We start from the raw sequence: 15,440 nt of genomic DNA, 5'->3' as shown, positions 1-15,440 counted from the left end.
CCCCAACTACATCGACTACAGCGTCGGCGGTGCCTATGACTTCGGCTCGGGCCTGTCGCTGGGCGCTGCCGTGGTCGGCGCCAACAAGAAGGACTACTTCGGTCCCGTCAACAAGTCGCGCGTGATCGTCTCGCTGACCAAAACCCTGTAGGTCCTCAACGCCTGACCAGGCGTACCGGCAGGTGATTGAGCCTCAGTGCCATGTTGGCCCGGCCCTCGCCGAAATGCACCAGCCAGGCATGGGTGATGCGGCTGTTGGCCTGGCTTGCGCTCCAGAACCAGGTGGGAGGCGTGTCGGGAAACGCCTCTATGGCGATGGCGGGGTGGCTGCGCGCCTCGTCCACCAGCGTGTGCAGTTCACGCACCGTGGGCAGGCGCCAGCCAGCCTGTTGAGCGGCGTGTTCCGCCGCCTCGATCTGGGTGAAGGCCTGGGGCTCGCCCGCGCAGCCTGCTCCGGTCCAATGCATGCCCTCGGCGCAGCGGCGCCAGGTGACGCCGGTGCTGCGGTCGTGTACCTCCTGGCCGCCCGCGCGCACGGAAAAGCGGGCCGGCGTGTACTGCGTCGTGAGCAGGTAGACGCCCAAGGCGCCGACTCCCATGGCGAGCCATGCCAAAGCGAAGGTGTTGCGCCGGGACATGTGCGCAGCGGCCTGGCCTGTCAGGCGGTGGCCGCCATCCGCGTGAGGATGCGTTGCGCCACCTCGGCAAAGCCGGCACCGCGCTCGCCCTCGGTCACATAGCGCGGCAGGTGGGCCAGCTGTGGCACGAAGCGCGCGATGTTGGCCACGCCCACGCTGTGCGGGAAGTGCTGGAACATGAGCTGGTCGTTGGTCGAATCGCCCACGTAGACCCAGCGGTCCATCTCGGCATCAAGGTCGCGGCCGAACAGTTCGCGCACGATCCAGCGGGCGCCTTCGAGCTTGTTGTGTGCGCCAAACCAGCCATTGATGTGGATGCTGCTCACCGTCGCGTTCATGCCGGCCGCGCGCATGCGCTGCACGGCGGCGTCGATGGCGCCCTGCGACAGGTCGGTGAACTCGCTGTGATCGATGGCGATGTCGGTCTCGCGGCCCGGGGAGTCGGTGGCGCGGCCTGCACCCGGTACCTCGCGCTCGATCTGCGCCAGCACCTCCTGCATGCGTGCGTAATTGGCCTTGCGGGTGGGCGCGTCCTGCTGGTAGGCCTTGGCCAATTCCGGGCCGTGCAGTCCCTCCCCGCGGCGCAGCGCCACGGCACCGTTTTCGGCCACGATGGCATCGACGGGCCAGCTCAGCGCAAAGGGTTCGCTCCACCCCACGGGGCGCCCGGTGATAGGGATGACGTGCAGGCCTGCGGCGCGCAACGCGCGCAGCGCTTCAAGCGCATCGGGCGTGATGGCGCCGTCGGTGGTCAGCGTGTCGTCAATGTCGGTGAAGACACCCAGCAAAGGGGGTGTGGCTGCAATGTGCCAGTGGGTCAGGGGATGCATGAAGGCGGAGGCAAAAAATGGGACCGGCGTAGCCCGGTCAGAACAGCAGGTCCAGGATGCGGTTGATCAACGCGAAGGCGAGGACCGTGACCACAAAGTAGCCGATCGACAGAAGGGTCCGGCGGCGGTCCTGGCGGTTGGTGGCGGTGCGGTAGATCCAGGCTGCAATGGGCGGCGCCACGATGGGAACCAGGATGGCCAGGCCCATCATCGGGATCACGACAAAACCGCCCCAGTTGTCGGCCGTGTTCATGGTGCGCGCCGACTGGAAGACATGGTAGGCCGGGATGGCCAGCGCAATGAACAGGGCGACCGAGGCGGCCGCTACGCTGATGTAGCGGGCCATGGCGGCATACACCGCAGCACCGGCGAGGAGGGCCCCCCACCATTTCAGGGCGGCCCAGCGATCGCGCTCGCGGGCCTGGCTTGCAGAGGCCGCCTTGGCCGCGCCCGCCCGGGTCTCGCGGGCTTGTGCGGCGCAGTTTCCGCGTTGCTCGCACGACGCATTGGCCGCCAGAAAGCTGCGCAGCGCGTCCTGCCGGGGCTGCGCGAGCGCGGTAACGAGCGCGTCGCGCTCGGATTCCCGGTCTAGCGCGTCGGACCGGATGCGCAGCTGCCCCTGCTGCTGGGCGGCGAGGAGCACCGCCCCCGCATCCCCTGCGGCAGCTTGCAGCGCCGGACCGCGGCACAGGTAGGGCAGGGCCTGGTCGGGCGCCAGGGCGGCTTTGGCCTGGTAGCGGGGAGTCTCGCAGGCCATTGACCAGGCGGGTGTGACGGCTTGGGCCGCAGCACGCTCCGGCAGCAGTTCGAGTTCGAACGGGCTCAGGGCCAGCGCCCTGCTGCCGGTGTTGCGCAGTTCCACCAGGGCGAAGACGCCGGGTGCGGGCGGTACGCCCGGGGTCGGGCTGGCAGTGGGTGCCCTGGCGTTGTCGCGCAGTGCCCAGACGCCGGGGCGCAGGTTCACCAGACGTTCCCGCAGGCTGCCGATCTCGTCAGGCAAGGGCACGCTGGCCTCGGGCAGTGCGATGCGCAGCTGTCGGGCCAGCAGGGCGTTCCACCAGGCCTTGGCGTCGCGAGCGCGGGCCGTGCCTTCCGGCGAACCGACGGACTCGATGGCCTGGCCCAGGGTTTCGGTCGCTGGGGCGAAGTTGCCTGTCGGCTGCAGGCTGGCCAGCCAGCGCAGCAGCAGTGCCTGGCGCAGAGCGGCGGCCTCGCGTGGACGGCCCAATGCCTCCAGCGCCTGGGGCCAGTGCATGGACTCGACGGGCGGGTCGCCGACCGGCATGTTCAGAATGTCCTGGACAACCGGGATTTCCGCGCGTGGCGCGGCGGGCTGCCTGGCGCCGCTGCGGGGCGGGTCTGCCACGGCGATGGTGCAGCCCAGTCCCAGTGCGACCACAAGCATGAACCGCCGCAGCAGGCCTGCCGCCCTGCCCTGGAGCGCAGGCCGTGCTATCGGGGGCTGGGCGTGCCGCATGGGAGGGACGATGGCCGGGAGATGGCTGGGAGGAAGAGGCTCAGCCCGCGCTGCCCAGGCTCAGCCCGGCGTGTTCGCGCAGCGGGTGGAAGTGGATCTTGGGAAAACGCTCCTGCGCCAGCCGCACGTCGTAGGGCGAGGTGCACAGGTAGGCCAATGCATTGGCAGCGTCGTGCGACAGGCGCATGGGGTAGGCGTCGGTGAAGGCGCGCAGGTCGGCCGGGCTGTCGGCGGTGATCCAGCGGGCGCCGGTGTACTGGCAGCCTTCCAGGCGCACATCGGCGTCGTACTCGGCGCGCAGGCGGTGCTGCACCACTTCGAACTGCAGCTGGCCCACGGCGCCCAGCAGCATGGGGCCGCCCACGTCGGGCTTGAAGACCTGGATGGCGCCTTCCTCACCCAACTGGGCCAGGCCCTGCTGGAGCTGCTTGGTGCGCAGCGGGTTCTTGAGGATCACGGTCATGAACAGCTCGGGCGCGAAGAACGGCAGGCCGGTGAACTGCAGGTTGGCGCCATCGGTGATGGTGTCCCCGAGCTGCACGCCTCCGTGCGTGGTGAAGCCGATGATGTCGCCCGCGTAGGCCTCTTCCACCGCCTCGCGGCGCTGGGACATGAAGGTCACGACCGAGGTCGGGCGCAGCTCCTTGGCGGTGCGCTGCACCTTGAGCTTCATGCCCGGGGTGTACCGGCCCGAGGCCACGCGCACGAAGGCGATGCGGTCGCGGTGGTTGGCGTCCATGTTGGCCTGCACCTTGAACACCACGCCGGCAAAGCCCTCGTCCTCAGGCTGGATGGTCTTGACCACGGGCTGCTTGTTCACCTGCAGCGTGCTCACGCGCGGGCCGGGGGGCGGCGCCATGTCCACCAGGGCATCGAGCACCTCCATCACCCCGAAGTTGTTCACCCCGGAGCCGAAGAACACGGGCGTCAGCTTGCCGGCCAGGAAGGCCTCGTGGTCCCACGCGGGCGAGGCGCCCACGGCCAGCTCCATGCTTTCGAGCGCAGCGTCGAACTCGGCGCCGAAGCGCGCGCGCAGGTTCGTCTCGTCCGACAACGGGATGGCCTCGAAGTCCTGCGGGCGGCGCTCGCTGCCGGACTCGAACACCGTCATGGTCTTGGTGCGCAGGTTGATGATGCCGCCGAAGGCCTTGCCCTGGCCCACGGGCCAGGTCATGGGGCAGCAGGGCATGCCCAGTTCGCGCTCGACTTCGTCCATGATGTCCAGCGGGTCGCGCACTTCGCGGTCCATCTTGTTCACGAAGGTGATGATGGGCGTGTCGCGCTGGCGGCAGACCTCGATCAGGCGGCGCGTCTGCGCTTCCACACCGTTGGCCGCATCGATCACCATCAGCGCCGAGTCCACGGCCGTGAGCACGCGGTAGGTGTCTTCCGAGAAGTCCTTGTGGCCGGGGGTGTCGAGCAGGTTGATCACGTGCTCGCGGTACAGCATCTGCATGACCGAGGAGGCCACCGAGATGCCGCGCTGCTTTTCGATCTCCATCCAGTCCGACGTGGCATGGCGGCTGGCCTTGCGGCCCTTGACGGCGCCAGCGATCTGGATGGCGCCCGAGAACAGCAGCAGCTTTTCGGTCAGCGTGGTCTTGCCCGCGTCGGGGTGGGAAATGATGGCAAAGGTGCGGCGGCGCCGGGTTTCGGGGGCGTAGGACACAGGGGAATTCCAGGAGAGGGGTGGGCAGCACGCACGCTGCGGCAATCGGTGGGGCTGCCCATGGGGCGCCCGGATCTGCCGATTTTACCGGGCCGGCGCCCCGTCCCCCTGCGGCAGCCCCTCAGGCCACTTGTGCCTGGGTGTGGCGCGCATACATCTTCTGCATGCCGCCCAGCCAGCGCTCGTAGTCCTGGCCCTTGTTGCGGAAGTACTGCGCCACCTCGGGGTGGGGCAGCACCAGGAAGCGCCCGTCCTGCATGGCGGCCAGCACGTCGCCCGCCACCTGCTCGGGCGGCAGGATGCCGTCGTGCGAGGCCGAGCCGCCATCGCCCGTGACCATCGCGGTCTGTACCGACTGCGGGCACAGGCAGGCGACGCCCACGCCCTTGCGGCCGTAGGCGATGCGCAGCCACTCGGCAAAGGCCACGGCCGCATGCTTGGTGACGGCATAGGGGGCGGATTCAACGATGGTCAGCAGCCCGGCCGCCGAGGCCGTGATGAGGAAGAAGCCCTCGCCGCGCTCCACCATCTCGGGCACCACGGCGCGGGCCGCCCAGACATGGGCCATGCCGTGGATGTTCCACATGGCGTCCCACAGCGGGTCTTCGAGCTCGATGCCGCCCGGGCGGCCCAGAATGCCGGCGTTGGAGATGTAGGCGTCGACGCGGCCGTAGCATTCGCGCGTGGCGGCCACCAGGGCCTGGATATCGGCTTCGCGCGCAACGTCGCAGCGCACGGCCAGGCCACCGAATTCGTCGGCCACGGCCTGGGCTGGGTCCAGGTGCAGGTCGGCCACGACCACGGCGCGGGCGCCTTCCTGTGCAAAGCGCCGCGCGATGCTGCGGCCGATGCCGCTGGCGCCGCCGGTGACGATGATGACCTTGTCCTTCGGGTCCATGGGGTGCTCCTTCTTCTGTGAGGGCGCCAGTGTGGAGTGCCACGGCAAGCGTAGCAGCCGCGCAGGTGACAGGTTCAGCGCGGCGGATTCGCGGCCTGCAGGATGGCTGCGCAGCACAACTGCTCCACGCCATCGGCCCATTGCCGCATGGCTGCAGGATCGAGCTGGAGCAGCAGCACATAGCGGCGCCCGCCCCAGGCCGACAGGTGCAGGGCCTGCTGGAGGTCGGGGCCCGGTGGGTGGGGCAGGTCGGTGCAGGCGGCGAACACATGGCCCCAGGCCGCAGCCAGCTCTTCGTGGGCGCGGCGGTGGTGGTGCGGCTCGGCCATGGCGGCTTCCAGTGCCAGCATGTCGGGGTGGAAGGTGGGCAGCTCGGGCGCATCCACGCCGCAGACCAGGCGCACCAGGTGGTGGATGCGTTCCTCCCAGCGCAGGCCGGCGGGCTGCACGGCCTCGCGGTCGATGGCCGCGAGCAGGGCTTCGAGGCAGTGGCGCACATAGCCCGAGAGCAGGGCGGTCTTGTTGGGGAAGTAGTCGTAGAGCGTGCCCACGGCGATGCCGGTCTCCAGCGCCACGTTGCGCGTGGTGAGCCTGTCCCAGCCATCGCGCTGCCAAATCCGAACAAAGGCGTCGTAGATGGCCTGCACGGTGAAGCGGGCGCGGGCCTGGCGCGGCCTTTTCAACGGCCTGGCAGCCGCTGCGGGGCGGGCGGGAGGGGCCTTCATCGGTTTCCGAACCCGCTGCAGGGCAGGGCGCCATACAGTGACCGCAGCGCATTTTCACACCCGACCCGGAGACACACCATGACCATGCAGACCCGCTTGTTGACCGACAAGAATGCATTGAATCACACCCGCGCCGTGCAATCGCCCCTGGCGCCACTGCAGTCAGGCGAGGCCCTGCTGCGCGTGGACCGCGTGGCCGTGACGACGAACAACATCACCTACGCCGCCTTCGGCGATGCCATGAAGTACTGGGACTTCTTTCCCACCGGCGAGGCCGGCTGGGGCCACATGCCGGTCTGGGGTTTTGCCGAGGTGGTGGCTTCCGACGTGGAGGGCGTGGCCGTGGGCGAGCGCTTCTACGGCTACTGGCCGATTGCCAGCCATCTGCGCATGCAGCCCGTGCGCGTGACGGCGCGGGGCTTCTACGACGGCGCGGAGCACCGCCAGGGCCTGACCTCGGCCTACAACCAGTACACGCGCACCAGCGCCGATCCGGCCTACCGGGCCGACGACGAGAACTACCAGATGCTGGTGCGGCCGCTGTTCATCACCTCGTTCATGCTGGCGGACTTCCTTGCGGACAACGCATTCTTCGGTGCAGAGCGCCTGGTGTTCTCCAGCGCATCGAGCAAGACGGCCTTCGGCACCGCGTTCTGCCTGCAGGGTCTGGAGGGCATCGAGCGGGTGGCACTCACTTCGCCCCGCAACAGCGCCTTTGTGCAAGGCCTGGGGTGCTACGAGCGCACGGTGGCCTATGGCGAACTGGAGGCGCTGGATACGGCCGTGCCCACGCTGTACGTGGACTTTTCGGGCGACGAGGACCTGCGCGCGCGGGTGCACCACCACCTGGGCGATGCGCTGGTCTACGACTGCTATGCCGGCTCGGCCCAGAACACGCATTTCCTGCGCGATACCGCACTGCCCGGGCCCGCTCCCGCGTTCTACTTCGCGCCGGTGCAGATCCGAAAGCGCAATGCCGACTGGGGCCCGGAGCTGGTGAACCAGAAGTTCAACGCCGCGCAGCGCGCCTTCATCGACCGCATCAGCGATGCCCGCCAACCCTGGATGCAGGTGCAGGAGCACCAGGGTTTTGCGGCGGCGCAGGCGCTGGTGCAAGACCTGCATGCCGGCCGCATCGACCCGCGACTGGGCCACGTGGTGATTCTGTAGGCGTGTGCAGCCGGAAAGCCGTGGCCGGGCGGTTTTCCCTATAATGCGCGCATCCGAGGAGCGTTGCAGCGTCCCCAGCACTGGCGGGGCGTGAGGCTCGGAGTCATCTAGCAACGACGCTCATCCACTTCTCGTGTGGTGAGCCTTCCGTCTCTCCCCGCGCAGAACGTGGTCTTTCAAACATGCTTTGGAGCACACCATCATGAACGCACGCGTCAACGCCCCGGTCAACACCGACTGCATCATTGCCGACATCGGCCTGGCCGCCTGGGGCCGCAAAGAGATCCGCATCGCCGAAACGGAGATGCCTGGCCTGATGGCCATCCGCGAGGAATTCGCTGCCCAGCAGGCGCTCAAGGGCGCCCGCATCACCGGCAGCCTGCACATGACGATCCAGACCGCCGTGCTGATCGAAACCCTGCAGGCCCTGGGCGCCGACGTGCGCTGGGCATCGTGCAACATCTTCTCCACGCAGGACCATGCCGCTGCCGCGATTGCCGCCAACGGCACGCCCGTGTTCGCCATCAAGGGCGAAACCCTGGCCGAATACTGGGACTACACCCACCGCATCTTCGACTTCGGGCCTGCCGGCAGCGAAGGCGAAGGCCCCAACCTGATTCTGGACGACGGCGGCGACGCCACGCTGCTGATGCACCTGGGCCAGCGCGCCGAGAAGGATGCCTCGCTGCTGGACAACCCCACCAGCGAAGAAGAAACCTGCCTGTACGCCTCCATCAAGGCCAAGCTGGCCGTGGATCCGACCTGGTACACCCGCAAGAGCGCCCAGATCATCGGCGTGACCGAAGAGACCACCACGGGCGTGCACCGCCTGAAGGAAATGTCGGCCAAGGGCACGCTGCTGTTCCGCGCGATCAACGTCAACGACTCGGTGACCAAGAGCAAGTTCGACAACCTGTACGGCTGCCGTGAGTCGCTGGTGGACGGCATCAAGCGCGCCACCGACGTGATGATCGCCGGCAAGGTGGCCTGCGTGGCCGGCTACGGCGACGTGGGCAAGGGCAGCGCCCAGGCCCTGCGTGCCCTGTCGGCCCAGGTCTGGGTGACCGAGATCGACCCCATCAACGCCCTGCAGGCGGCGATGGAAGGCTACAAGGTCGTGACCATGGAGTACGCCGCCGACAAGGCCGACATCTTCGTCACCACCACCGGCAACAAGGACGTGATCACCCATGACCACATGAAGGCCATGAAGGACCAGGCCATCGTCTGCAACATCGGCCACTTCGACAACGAGATCCAGGTCGCGTCGCTCGAACAGTACGAGTGGGAAGAGATCAAGCCCCAGGTGGACCACGTGATCTTCCCGGACGGCAAGCGCATCATCCTGCTGGCCAAGGGCCGCCTGGTGAACCTGGGCTGCGGCACGGGCCACCCGAGCTTCGTGATGTCCAGCTCGTTTGCCAACCAGACCATCGCCCAGATCGAGCTGTTCATGCACAAGGACCGCTACGAAAACGGCCAGGTCTACGTGCTGCCCAAGCACCTCGACGAAAAGGTGGCCCGCCTGCACCTGAAGAAGGTCGGCGCCATGCTGACCGAGCTGTCCGACGATCAGGCCGCCTACATCGGCGTGTCCAAGCAAGGCCCTTACAAGCCTGACACCTACCGCTACTGATCGGTTGCTGCCGCTGGCGCTCTTCTTCTCAAGGGAGGGGCGCCGGCGGCGAACGACTTCCTGCCCTCGAGGCCCTGAAATCCATTGCCCTCGGGTGAGAGAGTGACGCATGCGCGCAGATGTTTTTTTGGTGGAATCCGGCCATGCGACCACACGGTCGCAGGCACAGCGCCTGATCACTGCAGGGGTGGAGTGGCGCCTGTCGCCGCTGTCGCCCTGGCAGAAGGTGGCCAAGAACGGTGACGAGATTCCATCGGTGGCCGAGTTGCGGCTGCTCGATGACGCGGAGGTGAAATACATCTCGCGCGGCGGGCTCAAGCTCGAAGGCGCGCTCAAGGCGGTGGGCCTGTCCGTCACCGGGCTGCGCTGCCTGGACGTGGGCCAGAGCACCGGCGGTTTCACCGACTGTCTGCTGCAGCAGGGCGCGGTGCAGGTGATCGGCGTGGACGTGGGCCAGGCCCAGTTGCACGAGAGCCTGCGCAGCGACGTGCGCGTGGTCTGTGTGGAAGGGCTGAACGCGCGATCGATCACCGCGCAGGTGCTCAAGGAGGCCTGCGAGCAGGCGATCTCGGACCCGGTGGGCGGCGCGGTGGCAGACGACGATGTGCAGCCCGAAAACCCGTACCGCTGGATGTCGGGCGATGGCGAGGTCACCGACTACGACGACAGCGACGATGTGAGCGACGACGATATCGAGGCGGACGCTGCCAAGGGTGCTGCTCCGGCAGGCCAGGAGCCCACGCCCCGATCCGGGCTGCGCCGCCGTGCGGGTTACGAGCAGGTGGACACCACCCCCAGCTTCAGCCTGGTGGTGGGCGACCTGTCGTTCATCTCGCTCACGCTGGTGCTGCCCGCGCTGGTGCCACTGCTCGCGCCGGATGGTCAGTTGCTGATGCTGGTCAAACCGCAGTTCGAACTGCAGCCCGGCCAGGTGGGAAAGGGCGGCATCGTGCGCGATGAATCCCTGTACGCGGTGGTCGAGCAGCGCATCCGCGACTGCTGTGCCGGCCTGGGTCTCTCGGTGCAGGCCTGGCTGGACAGCCCCATCAGCGGGGGTGATGGCAACCGTGAATTCTTTGTTTTTGCCAGGAGGGCCGCATGAATGCTGCCAAGGCGCAGGCCACCGGGTTTCCGGTAAGTCTCGAATTCTTTCCCACCAAGACGCAGGCAGGCGCTGACAAGCTGCGCGCCGAGCGCCAGCAGTTGTATGCGCTGAGCCCCGAGTTCTGCTCCGTCACCTACGGTGCGGGCGGCTCCACCCAGGAAGGCACCTTCGGTGCCGTGCGCGAGATCCTGGCCGAAGGCGTGCCTGCGGCATCGCATTTCTCGTGCATCGGCGCCACGCGCGAATCGGTGCGCCAAGAGCTGGCCCAACTCAAGGCCATGGGCGTCAAGCGCCTGGTGGCGCTGCGCGGCGACCTGCCCAGCGGCTATGGCGCGGGTGGCGAGTTCCAGTATGCCAGCGACCTCGTGGCCTTCATCCGGGCCGAGACGGGGCGCGACTTTCACATCGAAGTGGCCGCCTACCCCGAGGTGCACCCCCAGGCGCGCTCGCCGGAAGCCGACCTCAAGGCCTACCTGGCCAAGGTGCAGGCGGGTGCCGACGCGGCCATTACCCAGTATTTCTACAACGCGGATGCCTATTTTCGCTTCGTGGACGACGTGCAGCGCCTGGGGGCCAGCATTCCGGTGGTGCCCGGCATCATGCCGATCACCAGTTCCACCCAGCTCATGCGCTTCTCAGATGCCTGCGGCGCCGAGATCCCGCGATGGATTCGCTTGCGTCTGCAGGCCTTCGGCGACGACACGGCCAGCATCAAGGCCTTTGGCCTCGACGTGGTGACGGATCTGTGCGACAAATTGCGCAGTGAGGGCGTGCCGGCGCTGCACTTCTACACCATGAACCAGAGTGCCGCCACGCTCGAAATTTGCCGTCGGCTGGTGCTGTAACCGGGCCGAAACGGTAATATCCGTACCCTTTGTTTCATTTTTCTGGTGCGCCATGAAGGTTGTATTTGCGGTGATGCTGGCCCTTTTGGGCGGGCTTGGTGTGTCCAACGTGGGGGCGCAGACGCGCTACCACTGCCGGGATGGCAATGGCAATGACTACAGCCTGTCGCGCCCGTGCCCGAGTGGCAGCACCACCCGGACGGTGGAGGCCGGACCTGCTCCGTCTTCTTATTCGTACAGCCAGCCCTCCCGTCCCACGGTGGTGCGCACCGCGCCCGACGTGCCGGATCACTACAGCTACATGAGCGGGCGCTGCCGCTCGCTGGACGAAAACATCCGCAACGCCTATTCGCGCAAGATCGCGCCCGACGTGGTGCAGGGCATGCAGCGCGAGTACCGCCGCGACTGCAGCGAGGAAGAGCGCGATGCGTCGCGCCGCATGTACGATGAGCGGCGCTCCGGCGACCGCCAGCGCCGCGACGAGGAACAGTCTGCCCAGGCGGCAGCCGACGCGGCGCGCCAGCAGGATGCCCGCCAGGTCCAGCAGTGTGCGGAATCGCAGCGCATCCTGAACGCCAAGCGCGCCCGGACCGACCTCACCGAGGGCGAGCGGGGCGACCTGAAGCGCTTTGAAGAGGCGTTTCTTGCGCGCTGCAAGCGCTGATCTTTTGCGAGGAATCGCCTGCGCGCTGGTGGCCTGCCTGCTGTGGTGGCCATCCGCATGGGGCGAAGAGGCGGGTTTGCGCCTGGATGGTGCAACAGGCAGCGGCCTCAAGGTGCCAGCCGACGCAGCAGAGGTATTGCCGCTTCGCAACGGAACTGCCGTGCCTTCCTATCCCACCCTGCCGTCTGATACGGCGGAAATGAACGACGAAGACGACGACGACTCCCCCGAAGTGGACGAGAGCCCCCTCGAAACGGGGCTGGCCTCCTGGTATGGCCAGCGCTTTCACCGGCGGCGCACGGCCAGCGGCGAGCTGTTCGACATGAACGCCATGACGGCGGCGCACCGCACGCTGGCATTCGGTACCCGCATCTGCGTTCGCAGCCGGGAGACGGGCAAGGGCGTGGTGGTGCGGGTCAACGACCGGGGTCCGCACGTGGCCAACCGCATCGTGGACCTGAGCCGTGGCGCGGCGATGGCACTGGGGGTGCAAAGCCTGGGGCTCAAGGCCGTGGACGTCTTCCCCCTGAGCGCAGATGCGGTCACCTGCCCGCCCGCTCCCCTGGACAACCTCTTGCAGCGTTTGGCCCCACCGGAGGTCGATGAGGCGGGCGCACCAGTTGCCAACAACGGTCGTCGCACACGTGCCGTGCCGCCGCGCTTGCGGCGTTCTCCCTGAGCGAGCGCTGCCGCGCGAAGCGCGGCCGTTCTCTTTATCCGCCGGATTCCAGCGTGTGGGTGGCGTTCCTGTCCTGCGCCAGCAGCTCGGTCATCTGGGGCAGGGCTTCCTTGAGCGCGGCCTTGAGCGTGAAGGGGGGGGTGATCAGGAACATGCCGCTGGCCGGCAGGCCGGGGCGCTTGACGTCGCCGGCGGCGTTTTCGGTGATCTTGCTGGACTTGACGGTCAGCGTGGCATGCAACCAGCTTTTGCCCGCCTTGGTGGCCAGGGTCTTCAAGCGGCGTGGCAGGTCATGGGCTTCCGGGCGCGGGATGATCGGGTACCAGAACGCATAGGTGCCGGTGGCAAAGCGCTTGAGCGAATCCGCCGCCATGTCGAGCACCTTGCCGTAGTCGCTTTTCATCTCGTAGCTGGGGTCGCACAGCACCAGCGCGCGCCGCGCAGGCGGGGGCAGGAATTTCTTGATGCCCTCGAACCCGTCCTCGTGCAGCACGGCCACCTGGCGGCCAGCCTCCAACTGGGCCACGTTGCCTGCCAGCGCGCGCAGGTCGGTCGGGTGCAGCTCGAACAGCTTGAGCTTGTCACGCTCGCGCAGCAGGCGCTGGATGATGAAGGGCGAGCCGGGGTAGACCCGCGTGGCCGCCCCCTGGTTGAAGGCGCGTACCATGTCCAGATAGGCCTGCAGGGCAGGCTGGAGCGCGGGAACGCCCGGAGCGATCAGCCGGGCGATGCCGTCGGCCGATTCGGCGCTGGTGTTGGCATAGTCGCCGTCCAGCCGGTACAGGCCTGCGCCGGCATGGGTGTCCAGCACGGTCAGGGCCGCATCTTTCTCGACAAGGTGTTGCAAGGCAGCAATCAGCACCGTGTGCTTGAGCACGTCGGCGTGGTTGCCTGCATGGAAGGCGTGGCGGTAACTGAACATCCCCCAATGGTAACGAGTGTCAGCCCCCGGGCTGATATTTCGGCGGCGGATCCGTCAATCGGGGCTTTCAGCCGCCACAGGGTGGCACGGACAATGCAGGACAGGGCAGAATTGCGTGCTGGGAGGCTCCTGCGTGACGTTTTTGGCAGATGGGTGGCTTTTTGTTTCAATGCCCCGGCTGTCATGCATCATGATCGCTGGTGCCGCGGGGCGGCCCCTCGCAGCAGTTCCCTGACCCCCGTCCCGGCCGCCTTTCCGCCCAGCTTTTTCGCACAATGATCGAAACCTCTGCTCCTGCTCCTGCCAGTGCCGTCAGCCATGTCGATGCGCTGCCGCCTGGGACGCGGCTGGCCGAGTTCGAAATCCTGGCGCTGCTGGGCGTGGGCGGTTTTGGCATGGTCTACAAGGCGTTCGACCATTCCCTGCACCGCGCGGTGGCCATCAAGGAATACATGCCGTCGGCACTGGCCGGGCGTGCGCAGGGGCAATCGCTGTGGGTGCGCTCGTCATCGGACCAGCAGACCTTCCACGCCGGCCTCGAATCGTTCGTGGGCGAGGCCCGCCTGCTGGCGCAGTTCGACCACCCCTCGCTGGTCAAGGTGTTCCGCTTCTGGGAGGCCAACAACACCGCCTACATGGTCATGCCGCTGTATTCGGGCATGACCTTCAAGCAGGCACGCGCCCAGATGCGCACGCCGCCCACCGAGGAATGGCTGCGCAAGCTGCTGTGGTCGGTGCTGGGGGCGCTGCGCGTGCTGCACGACGGCAAGACCCTGCACCGCGACATCTCGCCCGACAACATCTTCCTGCAGGACAGCGGCCCACCGGTGCTGCTGGACCTGGGCGCAGCGCGCCATGCGATCAACGATAAGGACCACAAGCACACGGCCGTGCTCAAGGTGAACTACGCGCCTATCGAGCAGTATTCCGAAGGCGACGAGGATTTGCGCCAGGGCCCCTGGAGCGACCTGTATTCGCTGGGTGCGGTGGTGCATGGCTGCCTGTGCAACGACACGCCCCTGCCAGCCACCCTGCGCTCCATCAAGGACCGCATGGTGCCGTTCTCGCGGGTGGCCAAGACCGTCAAGAAGCAACTGGGCGTCGAATATTCGCCCGCCTTCGTGGCCGCGGTCTCGCAGGCGCTGTCGCTCAAGCCGGAAGACCGGCCGCAGAGCATCGATGCCTTCCTGCAGCTCATGGAAATGACCGCGCCCCCGGAAGGCGTGGACCATTTCGATTTTCGAGCCGACCTGGGCGACATCTGGGTGGAGCCCGCCGACCAGCCCGGCCCTGGCCTCCTCACCCCGACGGTAGATGTGACGGCCGCCCCCGCCATCGTGGCCGAAATCGCAGCCCAGGCGAACAAGGCGATGGAGGCTGCGGGCGAAGACGCTGCTGCCGATGGGTACCCCGATACCGTCCAGCGGGGCGGGGCCGACACTGTCTTCATGGACCCTGCGGACACAGAGGTCCTGGTGACGGCCGACCATGACCGCAAGGCAACGCGCCACGGCCGCGGCGAGGCCAGTGGTGCCGCAGGCCGGGTGCGTGCGGCACTGACGGAGTCCGAGCGGGCCGCTGCAGCCCTGGCGGCACGTGCCGACCGCCGGCCGGGCCGGATGCCGGTGTGGCTGGTACTCGGCGCAGCCGGGTTGGCCGTGGCCGCCGCCGGGGTCTGGTGGTCGCAAGGCCGCGGCCCGAAGGCCGCACCCGCAGACGACATCATCACCGAGATGGCCGAGCCGGCGCCCGCTGCGTCCGAGGCGGCGGCCGTTCTGGTGCCGGCCTCGGAACCTGCGCTCGTGGTGGCCAGCGCGCCTGCGGACGCCGCGCCCGGCGCTGCCGATGCCGCCTCGGCGGCGGCGGTGGCCAAGCCCGCGCCCAAGCCCAAGCGCGCTGTGGCCTCCGAGCCGGCGCCTGCGCCCGTCGTGGCCCACGAGGAGCCGCCACCACCGCCACCACCACCGCCTCCGGTGGAGCGCCCCCGTCCGGCGCCGGTGCGCGTGCCATCGCCCCAGGAAGCGTGCGCAGACGCCAGCTTCCTGACGCGGCCCATGTGCATTCACAACGAATGCCAGAAGCCCTCCCAGGCGAATTCCGCCATTTGTGTGGAGAACAAGCGCCGCTACGATGCCGAAGAGGCGCGCCGCCGCCAGTCGCCCTGAGCCGGCTTGGTGCGCAA

Annotated in this window: 14 protein-coding genes and 1 riboswitch; of the genes, 7 read left to right on the top strand and 7 right to left on the bottom strand. The window is 67.9% G+C overall.

What is annotated here, in order from left to right; genetic code table 11:
- Window positions 1–155: 155 nt before the first annotated feature.
- From ASE28_RS26540 to ASE28_RS26515, 6 genes are all read right to left on the bottom strand, one after another.
- Window positions 156–638 carry a DUF1566 domain-containing protein gene (locus ASE28_RS26540; RefSeq protein ID WP_057269138.1) on the bottom strand — a complete coding sequence of 161 codons (483 nt, stop codon included), beginning with the start codon at window positions 636–638 and terminating at the stop codon, window positions 156–158.
- Between the two features lie 20 nt (window positions 639–658).
- The gene (locus ASE28_RS26535; protein ID WP_057269137.1) at window positions 659–1,468 is read right to left on the bottom strand and encodes an HAD-IIB family hydrolase; all 810 of its coding nucleotides are present in this window, start codon (window positions 1,466–1,468) and stop codon (window positions 659–661) included.
- Between the two features lie 37 nt (window positions 1,469–1,505).
- Window positions 1,506–2,873 carry a hypothetical protein gene (locus tag ASE28_RS26530; RefSeq protein ID WP_057269136.1) on the bottom strand — a complete coding sequence of 456 codons (1,368 nt, stop codon included), beginning with the start codon at window positions 2,871–2,873 and terminating at the stop codon, window positions 1,506–1,508.
- Window positions 2,874–2,985: 112 nt separating this feature from the next.
- Window positions 2,986–4,614 carry a peptide chain release factor 3 gene (locus tag ASE28_RS26525; protein ID WP_057269135.1) on the bottom strand — a complete coding sequence of 543 codons (1,629 nt, stop codon included), beginning with the start codon at window positions 4,612–4,614 and terminating at the stop codon, window positions 2,986–2,988.
- Between the two features lie 121 nt (window positions 4,615–4,735).
- Window positions 4,736–5,512 (bottom strand): SDR family oxidoreductase, encoded by a 777-nt coding sequence (locus tag ASE28_RS26520; RefSeq protein ID WP_057269199.1) that lies wholly within the window; start codon window positions 5,510–5,512, stop codon window positions 4,736–4,738.
- Between the two features lie 74 nt (window positions 5,513–5,586).
- A complete protein-coding gene (locus ASE28_RS26515; protein ID WP_057269134.1) occupies window positions 5,587–6,237 on the bottom strand; it encodes a TetR/AcrR family transcriptional regulator in 651 nt (216 codons plus the stop codon).
- Between the two features lie 78 nt (window positions 6,238–6,315).
- Here ASE28_RS26515 and ASE28_RS26510 point away from each other — a divergent pair, with 78 nt between their 5' ends.
- The 6 genes from ASE28_RS26510 to ASE28_RS31650 all read left to right on the top strand — a co-directional run bounded on the left by ASE28_RS26510 (window position 6,316) and on the right by ASE28_RS31650 (window position 12,336).
- The gene (locus tag ASE28_RS26510; RefSeq protein WP_057269133.1) at window positions 6,316–7,407 is read left to right on the top strand and encodes a DUF2855 family protein; all 1,092 of its coding nucleotides are present in this window, start codon (window positions 6,316–6,318) and stop codon (window positions 7,405–7,407) included.
- Between the two features lie 50 nt (window positions 7,408–7,457).
- Window positions 7,458–7,536, top strand: a riboswitch (S-adenosyl-L-homocysteine riboswitch).
- 73 nt (window positions 7,537–7,609) lie between these two features.
- Window positions 7,610–9,043: an adenosylhomocysteinase gene (ahcY, locus tag ASE28_RS26505; protein ID WP_057202442.1), complete on the top strand. Its 1,434-nt coding sequence runs from the start codon at window positions 7,610–7,612 to the stop codon at window positions 9,041–9,043.
- A gap of 109 nt (window positions 9,044–9,152) precedes the next feature.
- A complete protein-coding gene (locus ASE28_RS26500) occupies window positions 9,153–10,145 on the top strand; it encodes a TlyA family RNA methyltransferase (protein ID WP_057201585.1) in 993 nt (330 codons plus the stop codon).
- A complete protein-coding gene (gene metF / locus ASE28_RS26495) occupies window positions 10,142–10,993 on the top strand; it encodes a methylenetetrahydrofolate reductase [NAD(P)H] (RefSeq protein WP_057201586.1) in 852 nt (283 codons plus the stop codon). Before ASE28_RS26500 ends, metF begins: the two co-directional genes overlap by 4 nt.
- A gap of 52 nt (window positions 10,994–11,045) precedes the next feature.
- On the top strand, window positions 11,046–11,657 hold the full coding sequence (locus ASE28_RS26490; RefSeq protein WP_057201587.1) for a hypothetical protein: 612 nt from the start codon (window positions 11,046–11,048) through the stop codon (window positions 11,655–11,657).
- Window positions 11,658–11,856: 199 nt separating this feature from the next.
- Window positions 11,857–12,336 (top strand): septal ring lytic transglycosylase RlpA family protein, encoded by a 480-nt coding sequence (locus ASE28_RS31650; RefSeq protein ID WP_082604121.1) that lies wholly within the window; start codon window positions 11,857–11,859, stop codon window positions 12,334–12,336.
- A 34-nt stretch (window positions 12,337–12,370) separates the two neighbouring features.
- On the opposite strand, the gene ASE28_RS26480 is transcribed toward ASE28_RS31650, so the two are convergent.
- A complete protein-coding gene (locus ASE28_RS26480) occupies window positions 12,371–13,258 on the bottom strand; it encodes a 23S rRNA (adenine(2030)-N(6))-methyltransferase RlmJ (RefSeq protein WP_057269132.1) in 888 nt (295 codons plus the stop codon).
- Window positions 13,259–13,533: 275 nt separating this feature from the next.
- On the opposite strand from ASE28_RS26480, the gene ASE28_RS26475 reads away from it, so the two are divergent.
- Window positions 13,534–15,423, top strand: a complete 1,890-nt coding sequence (locus ASE28_RS26475) for a serine/threonine-protein kinase (protein ID WP_057269131.1) — start codon at window positions 13,534–13,536, stop codon at window positions 15,421–15,423.
- The last annotated feature ends 17 nt before the right edge of the window (window positions 15,424–15,440 follow it).

It is taken from the genome of Acidovorax sp. Root219, assembly GCF_001428665.1.
GTDB lineage: Bacteria > Pseudomonadota > Gammaproteobacteria > Burkholderiales > Burkholderiaceae_C > Acidovorax.
This window is presented reverse-complemented; position numbering and strand designations above follow the sequence as displayed.